This is a genomic window from Pseudomonas sp. NFACC25, from assembly GCF_900100935.1.
Taxonomy (GTDB): Bacteria; Pseudomonadota; Gammaproteobacteria; order Pseudomonadales; family Pseudomonadaceae; genus Aquipseudomonas; species Aquipseudomonas marginalis.
The window spans coordinates 422,828-440,262 of the sequence record NZ_FMUC01000004.1; the positions used below are offsets into that span (position 1 = coordinate 422,828).

Sequence of the window (17,435 nt, forward strand, 5' to 3'; positions counted from 1 at the left end):
TCAGAACTCCATGCTCAAGGTGCTTTGGAAGGTGCGCGGCGAACCCGGGCGGAACACGGCGGGGCCACTGGTGCTGGTGAGGATGTAGCCCAGGTAATCCTTGTCGAACAGGTTGTCGACATTGAACCGTAACTTCACATTCTTCAGCGGGCCGTAGTGCAGGCGCTCGCCCCCCAGATCCAGGTAGGCGTTGTACAGGGTGTAGCCGGGCACCGATTCACTGTTGGTGAAGTTGCTGTAGCGCTCGCCGATATAGCGTGCCGAAAAGTTCAGCAGTGCCCATGGCGCCAGTTCATAGGTAACCCCGGCCTGGGCAAGCCAGCGCGGGCTGTCGGGCACCTCGTTGCCTTTGATCGAAAGGCCGCCGGCGTCGTTCCGGAACGTGGAGGTGTTGTAGGTCAGGTTGCCGTTGAGCACCACCTTGTCGGCCAGGATCGGGGGTTTCCATTGCCCGCTCAGCTCGCTGCCGTAGGCCTGCACTTTGCCGACGTTCTGGTAGTAGGTTTCCACCTGGCTGCTGCCGGGCACGGCTGAGGCGAAGGCTTGCAGGCGGTTATCGAAGTCGGTGCGGTACAGCGCCCAGGCCGCGTTGAAGGTCGGCCGGTTGATGCGATAGCCCACCTCGTAGTTCTTCGCCCGCTCCGCCTCCGGTGGCGGCGCGCTGGGGCTGGCCGCGCGGAAGATGTCGTCGGCGCCACGGGGCAGGGCCATGTTTTCCGAATAGGAAGCAAATACCTGGGTGTCATCGGTGAGGTTGTAGACCAGCCCGGCCTGGGGCAGGAAGGCGTCGTTCCACTGGGTGGCCAGGCGCGGCTGGCGGTCGTTGATGTAGTCGCCGGCGTTGCGATAGCCCTCGATGCGGTACTTGAGGTGCAGGCTCTTGAAACCGAACTGCAGGCGCAGGCGGTCGTCGAGCAGGGTCCAGGTGTCCTTGAGGTGGTACTGCAACGAATTGCGCGTGGAGCTGAAATCCCCTTGCAGGTGCACCGGCTCATTGAGCAGCGGCTCGCCGGCCGGGCTGCCGTCGGTGAGGTTGTAGCGCGCCTGCTGGCGGTTGAACACATCGGTCTCGGCCCACACACCGGTGTCGATCTGGTGCTGGCCGATGTCCCATTGCAGCCCGGTGCGCCCGCCGAAGCGGTGGCCGCTGAGGGACGACAAACCGTATTGCACGCCCCGTGGGGCAAACAGGCCATCCACCGTGTTTTCGGCAGTGTGCAGCGCCAGGGAAGTTGCGTAGGCCTCGGGGGACACGCCAAAGCCCTTCTTGGCCTCGTAGTAGAGGGTGGTGTAGTTGAGCAGGTCCGGGCGGATCTCGAACTGGCCGCCCAGGCTGTACAAGGTGTCGCGGCGCTGGTTCACCGCCTGTTTGTAGAACTGGTTGTAGTTGGTGTTGCTGTAGCGCACGCCGGGCACGCTCTCGGGTAAGTCGGGCAGGCTGCCGAGGTAGGCGAAGTAACGGCCCGAGCGACCGAACGGGTCATTGGCGCTGCCGTCGTACTGGGCGCTGCTCACGTAGGGCGAGTCGTAGTCGTAGAACGCGTTGTGCACGGCGCGCAGCCACACCTCGTCACGTTCACCGAAGCGATAGCGCACCTTGGCTTCCAGGTGTTCACGGTCGATGGTGCCGGGGCCGCGCCACAGGTCGCCGTCGATTTTCGAGCGGCTGAAATACGCCGACAGGCCCTGGTATTCGCCGCTTTGCAGCTTGACGAAACTGCGCCGCAGGCTGTCGCTGCCGAGGGTGTAGGACAGGCTGGCGCCCGGCTCGAGCGTGGGGTTGCTGGTCTGGTAATCCACATACGGGCCCAGGGACGCATAGCCCGATTGCGACACGTCGCCCGCGCCGGTGGAGGCGGTGACCCGCTCGGTGTTTTCATTGTCGACGTAGCGATAGATCGGGCTGCCGCCGAACTGATCGGTACGGCCCAGGGGCACACCGTCGATGGAAAAGCCGATCTGCTGCAGGTTGAAGGCGCGCACGAACACCGAGTTGCCGAACTCATACAGGCCCAGCGCATCGTTGACCTGCACGTTGAAACCGGGCAGCGCCTCGAGCATTTTCAGCCCCGAAGTGCCGGCCGGCGCCGACAGCAACGCCTGGTGCGAGATGCTCAGGGTATTGCTGATTCTGTCTTCGCCGATGGCGGCGCTGGCTTCGGTCACGCGGGCACCGACCACCTCGACTTTGCTCAGTTGCGGTTCGGTGGAATCGGCGGCCTGCGCCGCCCAGCTTGAATCGGCGACCAGCAGGCTGGCCAGCAGGGTCTTGCGGTACTGAGCAATCATTGTCTGTCCTTGGCAAAGGTGTGGCGTTAAAGCCCGGCGTGGGCTTGGGCGAGAAACCCGGGTTGGGCCCACTCGTGCACGCTGAAGTCGTTCTGCAGGAAGCCGCGTTGCACCAGGAAGTCCTTCTTCAGCTCCAGGGCCGCCAGGTTCTGCGGCGCCAGGTTCGGTACAAAATCCAGCTCGGCGATGGCACGGCGGATAAACCCGGCGTCCGGCAGGAAGGTCACGCGGGTGAACAGCTCGGCGGCGGCATCGCGGTGCTGGTTGATCCAGCGCCCGGCGCGGATCGCGGCGCGCAGGAACGCCACGACCACCTGGGGATGCTCTTCGGCAAAGGCACGGTTGACGGTGGTCGCGTAGGGGCCGTTGTGGTTTTTCAGGGTCCAGTCCGGGTAGCGTTCCAGGTCTTCGATTACCGTGAATTCACCGCTGGCGAGCAGCGCCGGCACATGCCCGGCCGCGACATGCAGCGCATCCACACGGCCTTCGGCCAGGGCCTGCACCTCATGCCCGGGTTTGCCATGCAGCCCATGCAGTTGCGACCAGAACGCCGAAGGCCGCACGGCCGGCAGCAAGGTCTGCGGATCACCTTCATCCTCCAGCTCGATCAGGCGCACTTGCGACGGCTCCAGCCCGGCCAGTTGCAGGGCATTGAACAGGCCATGCTCGGCCAGCGCCTTGAGCACATCGACCCGCGCCGTGTTGCGGCTCACCGGCACGCCGATGCGCTTGCCGAACAGGTCGGCGACCTGGCGGATACGCCCCTCGGCACGCACCAGGATCTGCCCGGCGCGTTGGGTGGCGGTGCTGGCCACCAGCAACGTATCGGCCTGGTCGGCGCGCGCCCACAAGGCCGGCACCGCGCCGCCATCGCGAATCAAGCGGGCTTCGCCATGGGTGAAGTGCGGCAGCCAACCGAGGTTATCGGGCAGTGAGCGCAGGTAGATCGCGTCGGCGCCGACGCGTTGGTATTCCTCGTCCAGCCAACCGAGTTCAACGGCAATATTGGACGCAACCAGCAGCGGGCAAATGCTGTAGTGGGTGGGCAGTGTTTGGCTCATGGCAGACTCCTTGGTGAATGGGGGGTGGCGCTTAGGCGTTCGAGGCCTTGTTGCAGGTCGGCGAGCAGGTCCTCGACCGCTTCCAGGCCCACGTGCAGGCGCAGCAGCACGCCCGCTTCAATCTGTGCCGAAGGGTGGCGTTGCTGTTGGCGAATCAGGCTCTCGAAACCGCCCCAGCTGGCGCCCATGGCGAACAACCGCAGGCTTTCCAGGAAGGCCTTGGTGTGGGGCTCGAAGCGCGGCTTGAGGACCACGCCGAACAGCCCGGTGGAGCCGAGGAAGTCACGCTTGAACAGGTCGTGCCCGATGGCCCCCGGCAGCGCCGGGTGCAGCACCTGGGCCACTTCGGGACGCTGTTGCAGCCACTGCGCGACGGTGAGCGCCGAGCGCTGGTGCTGGCGCAGGCGTACACCCAGGGTGCGCAGGCCACGCAGGCCCAGGTAGGCGTCGTCGGCGCTGGCGATATAGCCCAGTTGGCGGACGGTCTCGCGCACCGTCGAATACAGGGTCTGGGTGGTGACGATCACGCCGAGCATGGCGTCGCTATGGCCCACCAGGTACTTGGTGGCGGCATGAATCGAGATGTCCACGCCATGGGCGAACGCCTTGAAGAACAGCGGCGTGGCCCAGGTGTTGTCGAGCATCAGCAGTGCGCCGTGGGCATGGGCGACGCGGGCCAGGGCGGGAATGTCCTGGACCTCGAAGGTGCTCGAACCGGGTGCTTCGGCGTACACCAGGCGCGTATTCGGGCGCAGCAACCCGGCGATGTCGGCACCGAGCATCGGCGCGAAGTACGTGGCCTCAATGCCATAGCGCGGCAGGATCTGGTCAAACACCTGGCGCGCATGCCAATAGCAATTGTCGGTCACCAGGATATGGTCGCCGGCCCGCGCCACCGCCAGCACCGCGCCGACAATCGCCGCCAGCCCGCTGGGCATGATCAGCCCGCGAAAGCCGCCTTCCAGCTGCGCCACGGCGTCTTCGAAGGCGGCGGTGGTGGGGTTGCCGTTACGGCCGTAGATATGCCCGCGATAGTGCGGGTCGGCGGCCTGTTGCAGGTGGTTTTCGAGGGTGCCGGTGTCGGGCCAGATAAAGGTCGAGCTGCGATACACCGGGGTGTTGACGCTGCCTTCGTGGCTGGCGGGGTCGCGTCCCAACTGGGTCAGCAGGGTATCGTCATGCATGGGGTCAGTGCTCATGTGCGCTCCAGCCGTTTGGCCAGGCGGGAGAGGGGGTAGATGTAGACAAAGAAGGCGATGAACACCAAGCCGTAGGCGGGCAGCAGCAGGTCGTTGCGCAGTTGCGTGGACAGGTGCGATTGCACGGTGGTCATCAGCTCTTCCACCCCCAGCAGGTTGGCCAGGGAGGTGGACATGGTCACCGCGCAATACAGGTTCATCCACGGCGCCACCAGGCTGGGCAGGGTCTGCGGGATGATCACGTGGCGCAGCGCCTGGCCGTGATGCATGCCCAGGGCCTGGGCGGCTTCCCACTGCCCCAGCGGCACCGCGCGTACGGCACCGCGCACGATCTCCGAGACATAGCCGACAGCGGGCAGCGCCAGGCCCAGTGCGACCTTGAGCCAATCCGGCAATTGCCACCAGCGCCCGGCCCAGTGCACTTCATAGGGCAACAGGTAGGCCACATAGAACATCACCACCAGCCACGGCAGGTTGCGCAGCAGGCGGCTCAGGTGCCCGGCACCACGACGCAGGCGCGGCCGGGCGCTGACCTGCAGGCTGCCGAGCACGACACCGGCCAGCGTGGCCACCAGCATCGCGGTGACGCCCATGAGGATATTCAGGCCGAAGCCTTGCAGCAGCGCCGGCGCCCACTGCCACAACAGTGCGGGCCAGGACGGTTCAGGCAGCATCGGGCAACTCCTGGCCTGGCAGGCGAAGGTGGTTTTCCAGGCGGCGCAGCAGCCAACTGCTGGTGCCGATCAGCAGCAACCAGACCAGCAACAGCACCTGCATCATCTCGGCGACGTTGAAGTTGTCCGACCAGATCCGATTGCTCGCATAGAGCAATTCCGGCACCGCAATCGCGTAGGCAATCGAGGTCGACTTGATGGTTTGCACCACCGTATTGCCCATGGCCGGCAGGCTGTTGCGCAGCGCCAGCGGCAGTACGATATGGCGCAGTACCGTGGTGCCCTGCATGCCGAGGGCGGCGGCCGCGTCGAGGGTGGCGCGGGGCACGGCATCGATCCCGGCGCGCAGGTTCTCGGCCTGGAACGCGCCGCTGTGCAGGGCGATCACGATGATCGCCCATTGCGTGCCGTTGAGCAGCCGCACACTGGTGTCGTCCGCCAGCGGCAGCCAGGCGCCGACGCCGAAGTAGAAAAAGAACAGCTGCACCAACAGCGGCGTGTTGCGAAACAACGCGACGTACCCCGCGCTCAACCGGCGCCACAGCGAGCGGCGCGAACCCAGGCCGGCGGCCCCCCACACACCGATCACCAGGGACAGGGCAATACTTGCCACCGACAGCAACAGTGTCAGGCCCAGGCCGAGCAGGAAGCGCTGGCGGTCCATCGGGTCCCACAGGATGCTCAGCGACAGGCCATGCTGTTCCAGCCACAGGCGCAGGTTGGCCTCACTCATGGCTGGCCCGCGCATGCTGCTGCGCTACCCAGGCATTCGGCGCCAGGCCGTAGCGCTGTTCCAGGCCGATGATCACGCCCTGGGCATGCCAGCCTTCGACGATGCTCGACACCGCCGCCAACAACGCCGGCTGGCCCTTGCGCAAAGCAATGCCCCACGGCGCCGGATCCTGGCCCGGCAGCTTGACCTCGTAGTCGGCCCATTCCGGCTGGCGCGCCAGGGCGCTGTACAACGCATCGTCACCCATCGCCCCCAGGCAACGGCTGTCGGCCACCGCCTTGCGCACTTCGGCCGTGCCGTTGAACGAGGCGAACTGCACGCCGTAGCGCGTTTCAAACGGGCGCACCCAGACACTGGTGGCGGGCGCACACAGGGTCTTGCCGCGCAGGCTTTGCCAGTCCGGCACGGCGGTGCTTTTCGGCGCAAACACGGTGGCGGCCGAGCTGTAGAAACCCGGGCTGGCAAAATCCACTTCGCGCCGCCGTGCGGGAGTGTCGAGCAGGGACGTGACCAGCACCTCGCAACGGCCCTGTTCGAGGAACAGCAAGCGGTTGAGCGGATTGACTGGCACAAGTTGCAGCTTGAGCGGCTGGCCGACCTTGGCAGACAGCTGCTGTTGCAGGTCGACGATCAGGTCCAGGATCAACCCGCCGGGCTTGCCTTGGGCATCGAAGGTCTTGAAGGGGGGGAATTCGTCGCTGGTGCAGACGTTGAGGGTGCCACGGGATTGGGCGCGTTCCAGCAGGGGTTCGGCGTGGGCGTGGAGTGCGCCGAATGCAAAAATAACCAACAGCGCCCGCTGCCAAAGTGACCTGTCGTAAGGGCCGGAGGCAAGTCGAATCGTCGCACCGCCCCTTCCACTTTTATCAGGGCGACGAGTGAGCACACTCATGTCGCACTCCAGCCCAAGCGCGACCGCTGTGCCGCGCCGCTGGGAAAGGGCTGCGGCGTACCGAGCTGCTGCGCCAGGAAGGTCAGGTAGGCCGCTTCTTCCAGGTTCACCAACAACCGTGTCGCGGCCAGCACGTCCCGTTCCGACCAGGCAAACGGCCCGTGATTGGCCAGCAACGCCGCCGGCGCACGCGGATGTTCACGTAACGCCGCCACCACCGGCTCCGGCGCATACCGCGGCCCCCATGCGGTCAGCGGCACCTCCTGATCTTCATCCAGAATCCCCAGCAACTGCGTGGCATGGGGGCGCAACGCCCGCCCGGCAATCGCGAAGGCGGTGAGATACGGCGAGTGCGTGTGAATCACCGCATTCACCAAGGGCCGCTCGCGGTAGATCGCCACGTGCAGCGCCGCCACTTCCTTGAGGTTGTCGGTGAGGCTGCCCTGGCTGTGTTGCAGGTCGAAATCGACAATCGCCGCCACGCCACTGTCGGCGCCGCTGAGCGAGGCGATCACCAGCCGTGCTTCGCCGGGAATACGCAGGCTGATATTGCCCGCCTCATTGCTCGACAACACCTGGTGCTTGATCAGCAGTTGCTTGGCCAGGGCAAAGTCGTGTTCGAACACTTGGGTAAAACGCACAGGATCAAAGCTCATGGGAACTCCTTGGTTGAGTCAGAAGCGGTAGTCGGCTTTCACGTAGTAGAAGGCGCCTTCGGCACCGGCCGGGGAGATGCTCTGGTAGGCCACGCGCCCCCCGACAAAGCGGTTGGCCACGTCGATCTTGTCCGGGTAGCTGTCGAAAATATTGTTGCCGCCCAGGGTCAGGGTGAGCGCCTGGCTGATGTCGTAGGACAGGCTGGCGTTGCTCACCCATTGCGCCGAAAAGGTCTGGTCGCGGGCTTCGCCAAGGTTGGAGTCGAGGGTGTAGGTGCCGTAGCGAATCGTGTTGACGCTCGCCTGCCAGGCGCCCTTGCGCCAGTCGGCACCGAGGATCAGCTTGCTGTTGGGCGAGGCGCTTTCCACATAGCTCAGGGCTTCGCGATTGATCAGGGTGATGCCGGTGCCGGCCAGTGGGCCGGGGTTGTCCTTGATGTCGGTGACCTGGGTCTTGCTGTAGTTGAAGGCGCCGTTGAGGGTCAGCTGGCTGGCGTCGGCCAGGTCCAGGCGATAGTGGGCGGCGAGGTCCACGCCGCTGGTCTTGGTGTCGAGTGCGTTGGTGAAAAAACTCACCCCGGAGTAGTTGCCATAGCCTTGGTTGGCGAGGATCTGGCTGACCTGGGGGCCGCTGAGGGTTTCCGACAGGGCAATGCGGTCCTTGATGCGGATGTGGTACGCATCGAGGCTGACACTTGCACGCTCGAGCGGCTGCCAGACCACGCCGAGGGACAGGCTGGTGGATTTTTCCGGCTTCAGGTCACTGGCGCCCAAGGCGCGGGCGACCGGGGTGTTCACGCTGACGGTGCCGACCTGGTAGGCGGTGGGGTCGCCGGCCTTGAACTCGGTCTGGGTCGCCGAGGTGCCGATCTGCCCCAGGGTGGGCGCGCGGTAGCCGCTGCTGAGGGTCGAGCGCAGGCCCCACTGCGGGGTGAAGTCGTAGCGCGCGGAGAACTTGCCGGTGCTGGTGGTGCCGAAATCGTCGTAGTGCTCGCTGCGCCCGGCCAGGCCCAGTTGCAGTTTGTCGGTGACTTGCTGCTCCAGGCCCAGGTAGCCGCCGAACACGTGGCGGGCATAACGGCCTTCGTCGCTGTCCTGGGTGCCGGGGAAGCCCTGGGCGCCGCCGGCACGGGCGGGCAGGGCGCTGCCGTGGGTCCAGGAGGCGAGGTCACCGGCGATCACTTCATAGGCTTCATTGCGCCACGCCAGGCCGCTGGAGAACACCAGCGGGCCCGCGCCCCAGCCGACCTTGAATTCCTTGATATGGTCGAGGCCGACGTTGGTTTGCTCATTGACCAGCGCCCCGGCATTGAAGCTCGTCGGGCTGGCGGCGCCGAGGCTGGCGTTGAGCGAATCGCTGAGGTGATAGTCGATGCGGTTGCGCCCGTAGTTGGCACTGAGGTCGAAGCTGCCGAGTTGCTCATCGCGAATCTTTACGCCGCCGGTGACCGAGGCATCCCGCGAGCGCACGTCGAGCAGCGGCAGGAAGCCGTTGGGGTACACGGCCACCAGGTTGTTGGGGTCGATGGGGCGGCGAAAGGTTGCCTGGGATTCGCCGGTGCGGTCCTGGTAGGTGGCGAAGCCGTACAGGTCGACCGTGTCGCTCAGGGACAGGCCGCTGTTCAGCGCCAGGTTCCAGTCCTCGAGGCCCGGCGAGCCGTAGCGCCAATGGCGGTCGGCATCCGCTTCACGGGCGTCGCCGCTGGGGTAGAACTGCCGGCCATCGGTGCCGCCGGTGGAGGTGCGTTCGCTGCGCAGGCCTTCACCGCTGAGGGTGAGAAAGCCATCGCCGGGCAAGGTGAAACCGCTCCACCCCCCCACCGACCGGCGAAAGCCATCGCCCTTGGTGTACTGGCCGAAGGTGCTTTGCACGGCGCCGCCGTGGTCCTGCTCCTTGAGCACGATATTGACCACCCCGGCAATCGCATCCGAACCGTATTGGGCCGAGGCGCCATCGCGCAGCACTTCGATATGGTCGACGGCGCTGACGGGAATCGTCGACAAGTCCACCGCCTGTGAGCCACGCCCCAGGGTGGCCTTGGTGTTGACGAACGCCGAGGCATGCCGACGCTTGCCATTGACCAGCACCAGCACCTGGTCGGCCGCCAACCCGCGTAACGACACCGGCCGCTGCGACGACACGCCATCGGTGCCGTTGACCTGCGGGTAGTTCACTGACGGCACCAGGGTTTCCAGGGCCTTGGCCAGGTTATCGGTGCCGGCGCGCTGCAACTGCTCGCTGCTGATCACATCCACGGGGGCCGCGCTTTGCAGCGCGGTGACGTCGCTGCGCCGGGTGCCGATCACCTCCACGGATTTCAGGCGTGGCGCCAGCGGTTCGCTGTTGGCCGCCGCTGCCGGGCTGGCCAGTCGATGGATCAACACTGCACCGCTGGCCGTCTGGCTGAAGCCCAACGAGGAGCCGCCCAAGGCAATGCCCAGCGCCTGTTCCTGGCTCAGTCGGCCCTGGATCGCGCGGCTCCCACGGCCTTCCACCAGCGGCGGGTCGAAGGCGATAGTGTGGCCGCTTTGCTGGGAGATGCTCAGCAGCACCTCATCCAGGGGGCCTGCGGGGATATTGAAGTCAATCACCCGTTGTACCGACGCCGCGTCGTTTTGCGCCAACGCCAGGCTCGGCAGCGTCAGCCCGCCCATGGCCAATGCACACGCCAGGGGCGCCAGGGTGAATCCTGTTTTCAACATGCCAATCTGCTCCAGGTCGTGATGTTCTTTACGACCTTGAGCAACTTCGCGTGTGGATTTTCACTACCAAGTTAGAACGATTAGTTGGGTGTCTAGATGATTTAGTTGCGCTTATAAGCTTCGATCAAATGGGTCTAAGTGCGCAGTGAAAATATAAGGGACTATCTGCACAAGGGTACTGACAGCCAGAACGGGTTGTCCGCGCAAAGCATACAACGTTCACCGCGATGAACGTGTACGGCGGTCTGCACGCTTACGGAGAAGCTCATCAGGAGACAGATGCCCATGTCTGAAGTGCAAGTTCTACAGGTTCATGTCCAACGACCTAGCCGTTCGGTCAGTTGTGGCGAAAAAACGTTTCAGCTTAGCCTTCTCGCGGTAATCAAAGGAGGAGATTGCTATGTCTGAAGCCCTGGCTATTCGTTGCGAGAACACCGTGCCGCGCAGCATGGTGCACCGTGCCGCCGTCAGCGAAGTGTTCCTGACCGGCGCGGAACTGGTAAAGGAAGGACACTTTCGCTGCAGCGCCCAACTACCGCGCACCCACAGTTACTTCAGCGAACATACCCACCGCGCCGCACACTACGACATGCTGTTATTGCTGGAAGTATTCCGCCAGGCGTCAATTTATATCTCCCATGCGTTCCTCGACGTCAGTGCCCAGGACAAGTTTATCTACCTGGACAGTGTGACCCGCGTGACCGACCGGAGTTTATTGGTGGTGGGGGATCGTCCGGCATCCGCCGAGATCGATGTCTACGTGGTGGATGAATACCTGCGTCACGGCGAGCGCAGTGGCGTGACCCTGAACATGTCCCTGAGCATCAATGGCGAAGTGGCTGCACGCCACGAACGCATGAGCATTCGCTGGATGAGCGGCGCGGCCTGGAACAAGATGCGTGCCCGTGGCCTGGCGGCGATTCCCGCCAACGCCGACCCATTGGCACAGTTGCCGCCACCCTTGAGCCCATCCGCCGTAGGGCGTCACTGGCTGAACAATGTGGTGCTCGGCCGTGAACTGGAGCAGGGCGCCGTGACGCTGGTGGCGCCGCTGATCGTCGACCTGAACAACCCGGCGATCTTCGACCACCCCCTCGACCATATCCCCGGCATGCTGTTGCTCGAAGGCTTCCGCCAAGTGGCGCTGGTGGCGGCGGACCGGCAGTTGCAGGTGGGCCCGGAGCAGTTGCTGTTATCCCGCTGCCATGTGGTGTTCACTCGCTTCGGTGAGTTTGGTTTGCCAACCCAGGTGCGTGCGGACCTGACCTCCCTGGCCCGTGACGAACATGGTCGCATCACCCTGGCGCTGGAGGTCGAGCAGGGCGGCGCGGTGATTGCCACCGCGGAGCTCGAGTTGCTGCCGCTGGTCGCCAGCCAACCCTTGGCCCTGGTGGCGGGAGGTGTGCGATGAGCGACCTGCAATTTATCTGGTTCGATTTCGGTGGCGTGCTGTCGCCGCCGATTCCGGCGCTGTTCGAGCAATACCAGGTCAAGACCGGCCTGGCCCCGCACGTGCTGCAACAGGCCATGGGCGATGTGGCCGATGAGTTGGGCGTGCCCATGCTCGCGCCGGTGGAGAGTGCCTTGCTCACCGAGCGCGAGTGGGGCGAGCGCCTGGCGCAGGCCCTGCGCCGCCGTGACCCGCAGGTCGATTTATCCCGCGCTCACCTGCACACCTTCGGCGCGCAATGGTTCGCCGGGGTGCCGGCCAATGCGCCGCTGGTGGCCGCCGTGCGCGCACTCAAGCGTGCTGGTTTTCGCGTCGGCATCCTCACCAACAACGTGGTGGAGTGGGAGCGGCATTGGCGGGCGATGGTGGGCCTGGATGAGGTGGTGGACCTGATTGTCGATTCCAGCCGGGAGCGCAGCCGCAAGCCGGAGCCGGCGTTCTTCCAGGTGGCGACCGCGCGCTCGGGCGTCGCACCGCAGCACAGCCTGCTGATCGACGACGTCGCGGAAAACATCGAAGCCGCCGCCGCGCTCGGCTGGCAAGTGCTGCACTTCATCGACAACCACCAGGCGCTCGCCCAGCTGCAGCGCTTCACCGGTGTCAGCCTGTTGCAACCTGCCGTGGAGCCTGCCTGATGAATATCGCCGTGATCGCCAGACCCGAGGTCACCGTGGCGCGCATCCCGCAGTTGGATGCACCGCCGGCCTATCAACCCGCCAGCCCCGCCAATGGCCTGCCGAGGATTCTGCTGCCCAGCGGCCACCTGGCCTTTCACCTGACCCGTTACGAACACGTGCAGGCGTTGCTGCTGGATAACCGCGCGATACGCGCGCCGTGCAACGAAGAAGACGGCGCGAGCTTTTTGCCGACCATCACGCCGCCTGAACTGCTGCTCAACAACGACATCCCCGACCATGGTCGCCTGCGCAAGGTGGTGGCCCGGGACTTCAGCCCCAGTGGCGTGGCGTTGCTGCGCGACAAGGTGGAACACGCCACCCATGAACGCCTCGATGTACTGCAACGCCAGGCGCCCGGTGCCGATCTGTTTGCCCAGGTGCTGGACCACATCCCCTCCACGGTGGATTGCCAGTTGCTCGGTATCCCCTTGAGTGACCGTGAGTATTACCGGCCCCTCAGCCATACCGTGCAGGTGGCGTCGGACGCCGATGTGCCGAAACTGCTGAACCAGTTCTGGGGCGTGTACAACTACCTGACGGACCTGGTCACCGGTGCGCGGCCCACCGCTCCCGATGGGCTGATCCAGCGCTTCGTCGCGACCCGTGCCGACAGCGAGCCGCCGCTCAACGACAAGGAGCTGGTGGGCATCCTCCTGGGGGTATTGATCGGCGGCGACCAGAACATCCTCACCGTGCTGACCAAATCGGTGTACACCCTGTTGGCGGCCCCCGAGCTGTGGCAGCAATTGGTCGACGATCCGGGGCTGATCCCGGAGGCGGTCGAGGAGCTGCTGCGCCTGATTCCCCTGGGCACCATCTCGACCTTTCCGCGCCTGGCCAGCGTCGACCTGGAAGGGCCGTGGGGGCTGATTCCCGCAGGCAGCATCATTTACGCCGATGCGTTTGCCGCCAACCGTGATCCGGCGGCGTTCCCCGAGCCCCTGGCGATTCGCCTGGACCGCAAGGGCGCGCGGCATTTGCAGTTCGGCTACGGCATGCACAACTGCATGGGCGCCGCCCTGGCGCGCCTGGAAATCACCACGGTGCTGCAGATCCTCGTGCAGCGCTTCCCGAACCTGCGCCTGGCGGTGCCGGCGGACCAGGTGCCCTGGGTCGACGGCATCATCCTGCGCCGTCCTGCCCGCTTGCCGGTGCACGGCTTCACTTCAACCTGACCTTGGAAGGACCCATGAAAACGACCTTTGCCGATACGGCTCTACTGACCATCATCCTGCTGGCGATCTTCGTCGTGCCCAGTTCCATCTCGGGTACGGCGCTCGCGTTGCCGGCCATCGGCGCCGACATCCAGGCGCCGTTGACCAGCCTGCAATGGGTGGTCAATGCGTTCAACCTGGCGTTTGCCTGCTTCACCCTGGCGTGGGGCGCGCTGGCGGATCGGCTCGGGCGCAAACGCTGTTTTGTCGCCGGCGCTTCGCTGTACGTGGTGGCCTCGGTGCTGTCCGCCGTGGCCGAGAGCGCCTGGCTGCTGGACGCGGCGCGGGGGCTGGCGGGCATCGGGGCGGCGGCGATCTTTTCCTGCGGCATCGCGATTTTGTCCACCCACTTCAGCGGCCCGGCGCGGCTGCGCGCGTTTGCCCTGTTCGGCACCGTTGCCGGCCTGGGCGTGAGCCTGGGCCCGACCTTGTCCGGCCTGCTGCTGGACAGCGTCGGCTGGCGCGCGATTTTCTGGGCCCATGGGGTGACCCTGGTGATCGTGCTGCTGGGCAGCCCGTTGATTACCCGCGATGGCGTGTTGGCTGAGCGCACCGCGCGCTTCGATGTGCCGGGGGCGACGCTGTTTGTGCTGGCATTGCTGGCGCTGATGGTGGCGATTGTGCAGGGCTCGCAATGGGGCTGGAGCAGCCGCGGTGTACTCGGCCTGGTGGCGGTCGCCGTGGTGCTGTTGGCGGTGTTCACCTGGCAGGAGCGTCGCCACCTGCAGCCGATGCTCGACCTGTCGCTGTTGGCGCGCGGGCCCTTTGTCGGCCTGGCGCTGGTCACCGTGGCGGCGTCGTTCGGCTTTGTGACCTTGCTCACGTACCTGCCGAGCTACCTGTTCGGCGTGCTGCAATTGAGCGCGACCCATGCGGGCCTGGCGATGTTGCTGCTGACGGTGCCGATGCTGTTTTGCCCGATCCTGGCGGGCAAGTGGGCGGCACGCGGGGTGTCGGCGATCGGCATTCTCAAGGCCAGCCTGATTGCGTTGCTGGTCGGTGTGGTGGCGTTGGCGCTGGTCAGCCAAGTCGGTGTGGCGCTGTTGCAACTGGCAGTGCCGCTGTTGCTGGTGGGCATCGGCATGGGCCTGTCGGCCGGGCTGGTGGATGGCCTGGCGCTCAAGACCGTGCCGGAGCAGAAGGCCGGGATGGCGGCGGGCCTGCTCAACACCTTCCGCCTGGGCAGTGAAGCGATTGCGGTGGCCTTGTATGGCTCGCTGCTGGCGACCTTGCTCGACAGCCAGTTGCGCGGCACGCTGAGCCGCCTGGCGCCCGACCCGGCGACCCTGCAACGCTGGATCGATGACGTCGCCGCCGGCAACCTCACCGGGTCCCTGCAAACCCTGGGCGCGGAGCAAGCGGCGACGGTGCACAGCCTGTTTATCGGCGGCTATGACAGCGCCTTCCACGGCGTGCTCTGGGCGCTGGCGGTGATTCTGCTGGTGCTGACCGTGGTGGTCACCTGGCTGGTGCGCCCCCTGCGCGAACAGGAACGCAGCGAGGCGCAACTGGCCACGCACTGAGCCACGCGCCGTACCGCCTGCGACAGCCGCAGGCGGTACTTTGGCGTGCCCGTAAAAGCGCCGAAGGTTATGCAAAAAATGCAGCTTGATGGCTTTTTTTATTCTTTTATCTGGTGAAGCCCCCTGGGGCAAACTGGACTCACCTGCCCGGACGCAGGTCTACCTCAAACCGACAGGCCCACCACCACTTGTCCGCTGGCGTGTGCAGTCCATGAAGATTATGGACCTATGGACCCGAATGCTTTGCTCAAGACCCGCCTTATCGGCCAGATTTTCCAGCAGCACTACAGCTGGTTGTGCGCGCGTTTGTCGTACCGCACCGGTTGCAGCCACAGCGCCGAGGACATCGCCGCCGAGACCTTCCTCAAGGTGTGGATGCTGCCCGACCCCACGGCCATTCGCGAACCGCGCGCGCTGCTGACCACCATCGCCCAGCGCCTGATGTACGAGAGCTGGCGCCGGCGCGACCTGGAAAAAGCTTACTTGCAGATCCTGGCCGACGTGCCCGAACACGTGCACCCATCGCCCCAGGAACAACTGATTCTGATCGAGAGCCTGCTGGCCATCGACCGACTGCTGGACGGCCTGTCGGGGCAAGCCAAGGCGGTGTTCGTGCACAGCCAGTTGGACGGCATGACCTACACGCAGATCAGTGAACGCCTGGGCCTGTCCCTGGGGCGCATCCACCAATTGATGACCCAGGCCCTGCGCGCCTGTTACCTGGGGTTGAGCGAGTGAGCAAACAGCCTTTGAACGACCCGGTGGCCGAGGAAGCCATCGGCTGGCTGGTGCAGATCCAGTCCGGCGACTTCAGCCCCGCCCAGCAGCAGGCGCTGGATGAATGGCGGGGCACCTCGGCCCATCATCGCCAGGTATACGCGCAACTGCTCGCCGGTCTCGATCAGCTCAAGGCCTCACCCTGGCGCGGGCGCTCCAGCGCGCAGTTGCTGCGCAGCCTGGAGCAACCCAACAGCCGTCGCGCATTCCTGCGTACCAGCCTGTGCGCGCTGGGACTGGCGGCCGGCGCGGGGTGGGGCTGGCGTTTTGAAGACGCAGGGCAGACCTACGCCACCGGTACCGCCGAGCGTCGCAGCTGGCAACTGGCCGATGGCAGCACCCTCAAGCTCAATGCCCGCAGCGAGGTGGTCTCGACGCAGGCCGGGGACGCGCACAGCCTTGAACTGCGCACCGGCGAAATGCTGGTGAACCTGCTGCGTCCGCTGCAGGTCAAGACCCGCGCCGCCCATATCAGTGCCACCACGGGCCGCCTGATGCTGAGTGAACAGGACGGCGCGATGCGGCTGGTCACCCTGGATGCCGATGCGGTGCTGCACTTCGACGGCGGTGCCCAGCAACGGGTGGCCATGCACCAGAGCACGCTGTTCGACCACCAGCGCATCCTCACCCAAGTGCCCATGGCCGCCACCGAAACCGCCTGGCTCGACGGCTGGCTGGTGGTGCGCAACCAGACGCTGGCCAGCGTGGTGGAGGCGATCCGGCCCTACCGCAAGGGCATCGTGCGCCTGGATGCCGCGGTGGCGCAGCTGCGCGTGAGTGGCCGGTTCCCGCTGGATGATGCGCGCCAGACCCTGGAGGCCTTGGAGCAAAGCTTGCCGATCAGGGTGACGCAGTGGGGTGGGGTGCTGGTGTTGATCGGGGCGCGGGCCTAGGGGCCGGCCAGGCGCATGGATTGCTGAAGACGACCCCGCCACGCTGCCTGCCGGGGTTATTTCATGTCCCTTGCCTGCACCATTCATTCAGAGCATGCGGCGCAGCACGTCGTTGCGCGGATCGCGGTCGTAGAAGCGGTGCTTGAGGGCGCCTGCGACATGCAGCACGATCAGCACCAGCAGCGTGTAGGCGAGGACTTTGTGCAGCCACTGGAACACCGCGAACCAATCGTCATTCTTCGGCAACAGCTCCGGCAGGTTGACCCCGAAAAAGAACACCCCGTCGCTCATCGTAAAGGTGCTCGACATGGAGTAACCCATCAGCGGCACGATCACCAGCAGGACATACATGACGCGCTGCGTCAGGCGTGACAGGAAGCGTTCATATCCGGCCAGGGTTTCCAGTGGCTGCGGCAGCCTGGGGGTACGAAAGCGCACGGCAAGCTGAGTCAGCACCACCAGGAACGTCAACACCCCGAAGGACTTGTGCCACGGGTAATAGAGCTCGAATTTGCTCGCCACCTCATCATTCATGCCGGTCATATGCCAGCCTGCCCAGAGCAGGCCCAGCACCAGTACGGCCCGCAGCCAGTGCAACAGGCGCAGGGACGTCGGGTAGCGATCGATTGTCGGTTGATCCATTGGGTTCATATCAAGCTCTCCAGGGAGCGATGCACGGTGGAATGGCCACCCT

15 protein-coding genes are annotated in these 17,435 nt (G+C 65.3%); 6 read left to right on the forward strand and 9 right to left on the reverse strand.

Annotated elements, in window-relative coordinates; translation table 11 throughout:
* The 8 genes from BLQ09_RS12775 to BLQ09_RS12810 are packed head-to-tail and all read right to left on the reverse strand — an operon-like array spanning nucleotide 1 to nucleotide 10,207.
* On the reverse strand, nucleotides 1-2,289 hold the full coding sequence (locus BLQ09_RS12775; protein WP_092357119.1) for a TonB-dependent receptor: 2,289 nt from the start codon (nucleotides 2,287-2,289) through the stop codon (nucleotides 1-3).
* Nucleotides 2,290-2,315: 26 nt separating this feature from the next.
* On the reverse strand, nucleotides 2,316-3,350 hold the full coding sequence (locus tag BLQ09_RS12780) for an ABC transporter substrate-binding protein (protein WP_092357122.1): 1,035 nt from the start codon (nucleotides 3,348-3,350) through the stop codon (nucleotides 2,316-2,318).
* Entirely contained in the window at nucleotides 3,347-4,549 is a 1,203-nt protein-coding gene (gene metC, locus BLQ09_RS12785) for a cystathionine beta-lyase (protein WP_092357125.1), read from the reverse strand. The genes BLQ09_RS12780 and metC overlap by 4 nt, the downstream gene beginning before the upstream one ends.
* Nucleotides 4,546-5,223: an amino acid ABC transporter permease gene (locus tag BLQ09_RS12790; protein WP_092357127.1), complete on the reverse strand. Its 678-nt coding sequence runs from the start codon at nucleotides 5,221-5,223 to the stop codon at nucleotides 4,546-4,548. The genes metC and BLQ09_RS12790 overlap by 4 nt, the downstream gene beginning before the upstream one ends.
* Entirely contained in the window at nucleotides 5,213-5,956 is a 744-nt protein-coding gene (locus tag BLQ09_RS12795; RefSeq protein WP_051429379.1) for an amino acid ABC transporter permease, read from the reverse strand. The genes BLQ09_RS12790 and BLQ09_RS12795 overlap by 11 nt, the downstream gene beginning before the upstream one ends.
* Nucleotides 5,949-6,848, reverse strand: a complete 900-nt coding sequence (locus tag BLQ09_RS12800; protein ID WP_092357130.1) for a transporter substrate-binding domain-containing protein — start codon at nucleotides 6,846-6,848, stop codon at nucleotides 5,949-5,951. Before BLQ09_RS12800 ends, BLQ09_RS12795 begins: the two co-directional genes overlap by 8 nt.
* Nucleotides 6,845-7,504, reverse strand: coding sequence for a class II aldolase/adducin family protein (locus tag BLQ09_RS12805; RefSeq protein WP_027606698.1), 660 nt, complete (start codon nucleotides 7,502-7,504; stop codon nucleotides 6,845-6,847). The genes BLQ09_RS12800 and BLQ09_RS12805 overlap by 4 nt, the downstream gene beginning before the upstream one ends.
* Before the next feature lie 18 nt (nucleotides 7,505-7,522).
* A complete protein-coding gene (locus tag BLQ09_RS12810; RefSeq protein WP_092357133.1) occupies nucleotides 7,523-10,207 on the reverse strand; it encodes a TonB-dependent receptor in 2,685 nt (894 codons plus the stop codon).
* Between the two features lie 400 nt (nucleotides 10,208-10,607).
* Between BLQ09_RS12810 and BLQ09_RS12815 the strand changes: the two genes are divergently transcribed.
* The 6 genes from BLQ09_RS12815 (at nucleotide 10,608) to BLQ09_RS12840 (ending at nucleotide 16,741) form a co-directional block, all read left to right on the forward strand.
* On the forward strand, nucleotides 10,608-11,618 hold the full coding sequence (locus BLQ09_RS12815; RefSeq protein ID WP_092357136.1) for a ScbA/BarX family gamma-butyrolactone biosynthesis protein: 1,011 nt from the start codon (nucleotides 10,608-10,610) through the stop codon (nucleotides 11,616-11,618).
* The gene (locus BLQ09_RS12820) at nucleotides 11,615-12,292 is read left to right on the forward strand and encodes an HAD family hydrolase (protein WP_092357139.1); all 678 of its coding nucleotides are present in this window, start codon (nucleotides 11,615-11,617) and stop codon (nucleotides 12,290-12,292) included. Before BLQ09_RS12815 ends, BLQ09_RS12820 begins: the two co-directional genes overlap by 4 nt.
* Nucleotides 12,292-13,509: a cytochrome P450 gene (locus BLQ09_RS12825; protein WP_092357142.1), complete on the forward strand. Its 1,218-nt coding sequence runs from the start codon at nucleotides 12,292-12,294 to the stop codon at nucleotides 13,507-13,509. The genes BLQ09_RS12820 and BLQ09_RS12825 overlap by 1 nt, the downstream gene beginning before the upstream one ends.
* Nucleotides 13,510-13,523: 14 nt before the next feature.
* The gene (locus tag BLQ09_RS12830) at nucleotides 13,524-15,071 is read left to right on the forward strand and encodes an MFS transporter (protein WP_092357145.1); all 1,548 of its coding nucleotides are present in this window, start codon (nucleotides 13,524-13,526) and stop codon (nucleotides 15,069-15,071) included.
* 228 nt (nucleotides 15,072-15,299) lie between these two features.
* Nucleotides 15,300-15,809 (forward strand): sigma-70 family RNA polymerase sigma factor, encoded by a 510-nt coding sequence (locus tag BLQ09_RS12835; RefSeq protein ID WP_065927404.1) that lies wholly within the window; start codon nucleotides 15,300-15,302, stop codon nucleotides 15,807-15,809.
* On the forward strand, nucleotides 15,806-16,741 hold the full coding sequence (locus BLQ09_RS12840; RefSeq protein ID WP_051429377.1) for a FecR family protein: 936 nt from the start codon (nucleotides 15,806-15,808) through the stop codon (nucleotides 16,739-16,741). The genes BLQ09_RS12835 and BLQ09_RS12840 overlap by 4 nt, the downstream gene beginning before the upstream one ends.
* Before the next feature lie 87 nt (nucleotides 16,742-16,828).
* On the opposite strand, the gene BLQ09_RS12845 is transcribed toward BLQ09_RS12840, so the two are convergent.
* Nucleotides 16,829-17,392: a cytochrome b gene (locus BLQ09_RS12845; RefSeq protein WP_027606691.1), complete on the reverse strand. Its 564-nt coding sequence runs from the start codon at nucleotides 17,390-17,392 to the stop codon at nucleotides 16,829-16,831.
* Between the last annotated feature and the right edge of the window lie 43 nt (nucleotides 17,393-17,435).

Coding starts and splice junctions, on each gene's coding strand:
- BLQ09_RS12775 (WP_092357119.1), bottom strand. CDS start 2,289: ATGATTGCTCAGTACCGCAAGACCCTGCTGGCCAGCCTGCTGGTCGCC.
- BLQ09_RS12780 (WP_092357122.1), bottom strand. CDS start 3,350: ATGAGCCAAACACTGCCCACCCACTACAGCATTTGCCCGCTGCTGGTT.
- metC (WP_092357125.1), bottom strand. CDS start 4,549: ATGAGCACTGACCCCATGCATGACGATACCCTGCTGACCCAGTTGGGA.
- BLQ09_RS12790 (WP_092357127.1), bottom strand. CDS start 5,223: ATGCTGCCTGAACCGTCCTGGCCCGCACTGTTGTGGCAGTGGGCGCCG.
- BLQ09_RS12795 (WP_051429379.1), bottom strand. CDS start 5,956: ATGAGTGAGGCCAACCTGCGCCTGTGGCTGGAACAGCATGGCCTGTCG.
- BLQ09_RS12800 (WP_092357130.1), bottom strand. CDS start 6,848: ATGAGTGTGCTCACTCGTCGCCCTGATAAAAGTGGAAGGGGCGGTGCG.
- BLQ09_RS12805 (WP_027606698.1), bottom strand. CDS start 7,504: ATGAGCTTTGATCCTGTGCGTTTTACCCAAGTGTTCGAACACGACTTT.
- BLQ09_RS12810 (WP_092357133.1), bottom strand. CDS start 10,207: ATGTTGAAAACAGGATTCACCCTGGCGCCCCTGGCGTGTGCATTGGCC.
- BLQ09_RS12815 (WP_092357136.1), top strand. CDS start 10,608: ATGTCTGAAGCCCTGGCTATTCGTTGCGAGAACACCGTGCCGCGCAGC.
- BLQ09_RS12820 (WP_092357139.1), top strand. CDS start 11,615: ATGAGCGACCTGCAATTTATCTGGTTCGATTTCGGTGGCGTGCTGTCG.
- BLQ09_RS12825 (WP_092357142.1), top strand. CDS start 12,292: ATGAATATCGCCGTGATCGCCAGACCCGAGGTCACCGTGGCGCGCATC.
- BLQ09_RS12830 (WP_092357145.1), top strand. CDS start 13,524: ATGAAAACGACCTTTGCCGATACGGCTCTACTGACCATCATCCTGCTG.
- BLQ09_RS12835 (WP_065927404.1), top strand. CDS start 15,300: ATGGACCCGAATGCTTTGCTCAAGACCCGCCTTATCGGCCAGATTTTC.
- BLQ09_RS12845 (WP_027606691.1), bottom strand. CDS start 17,392: ATGAACCCAATGGATCAACCGACAATCGATCGCTACCCGACGTCCCTG.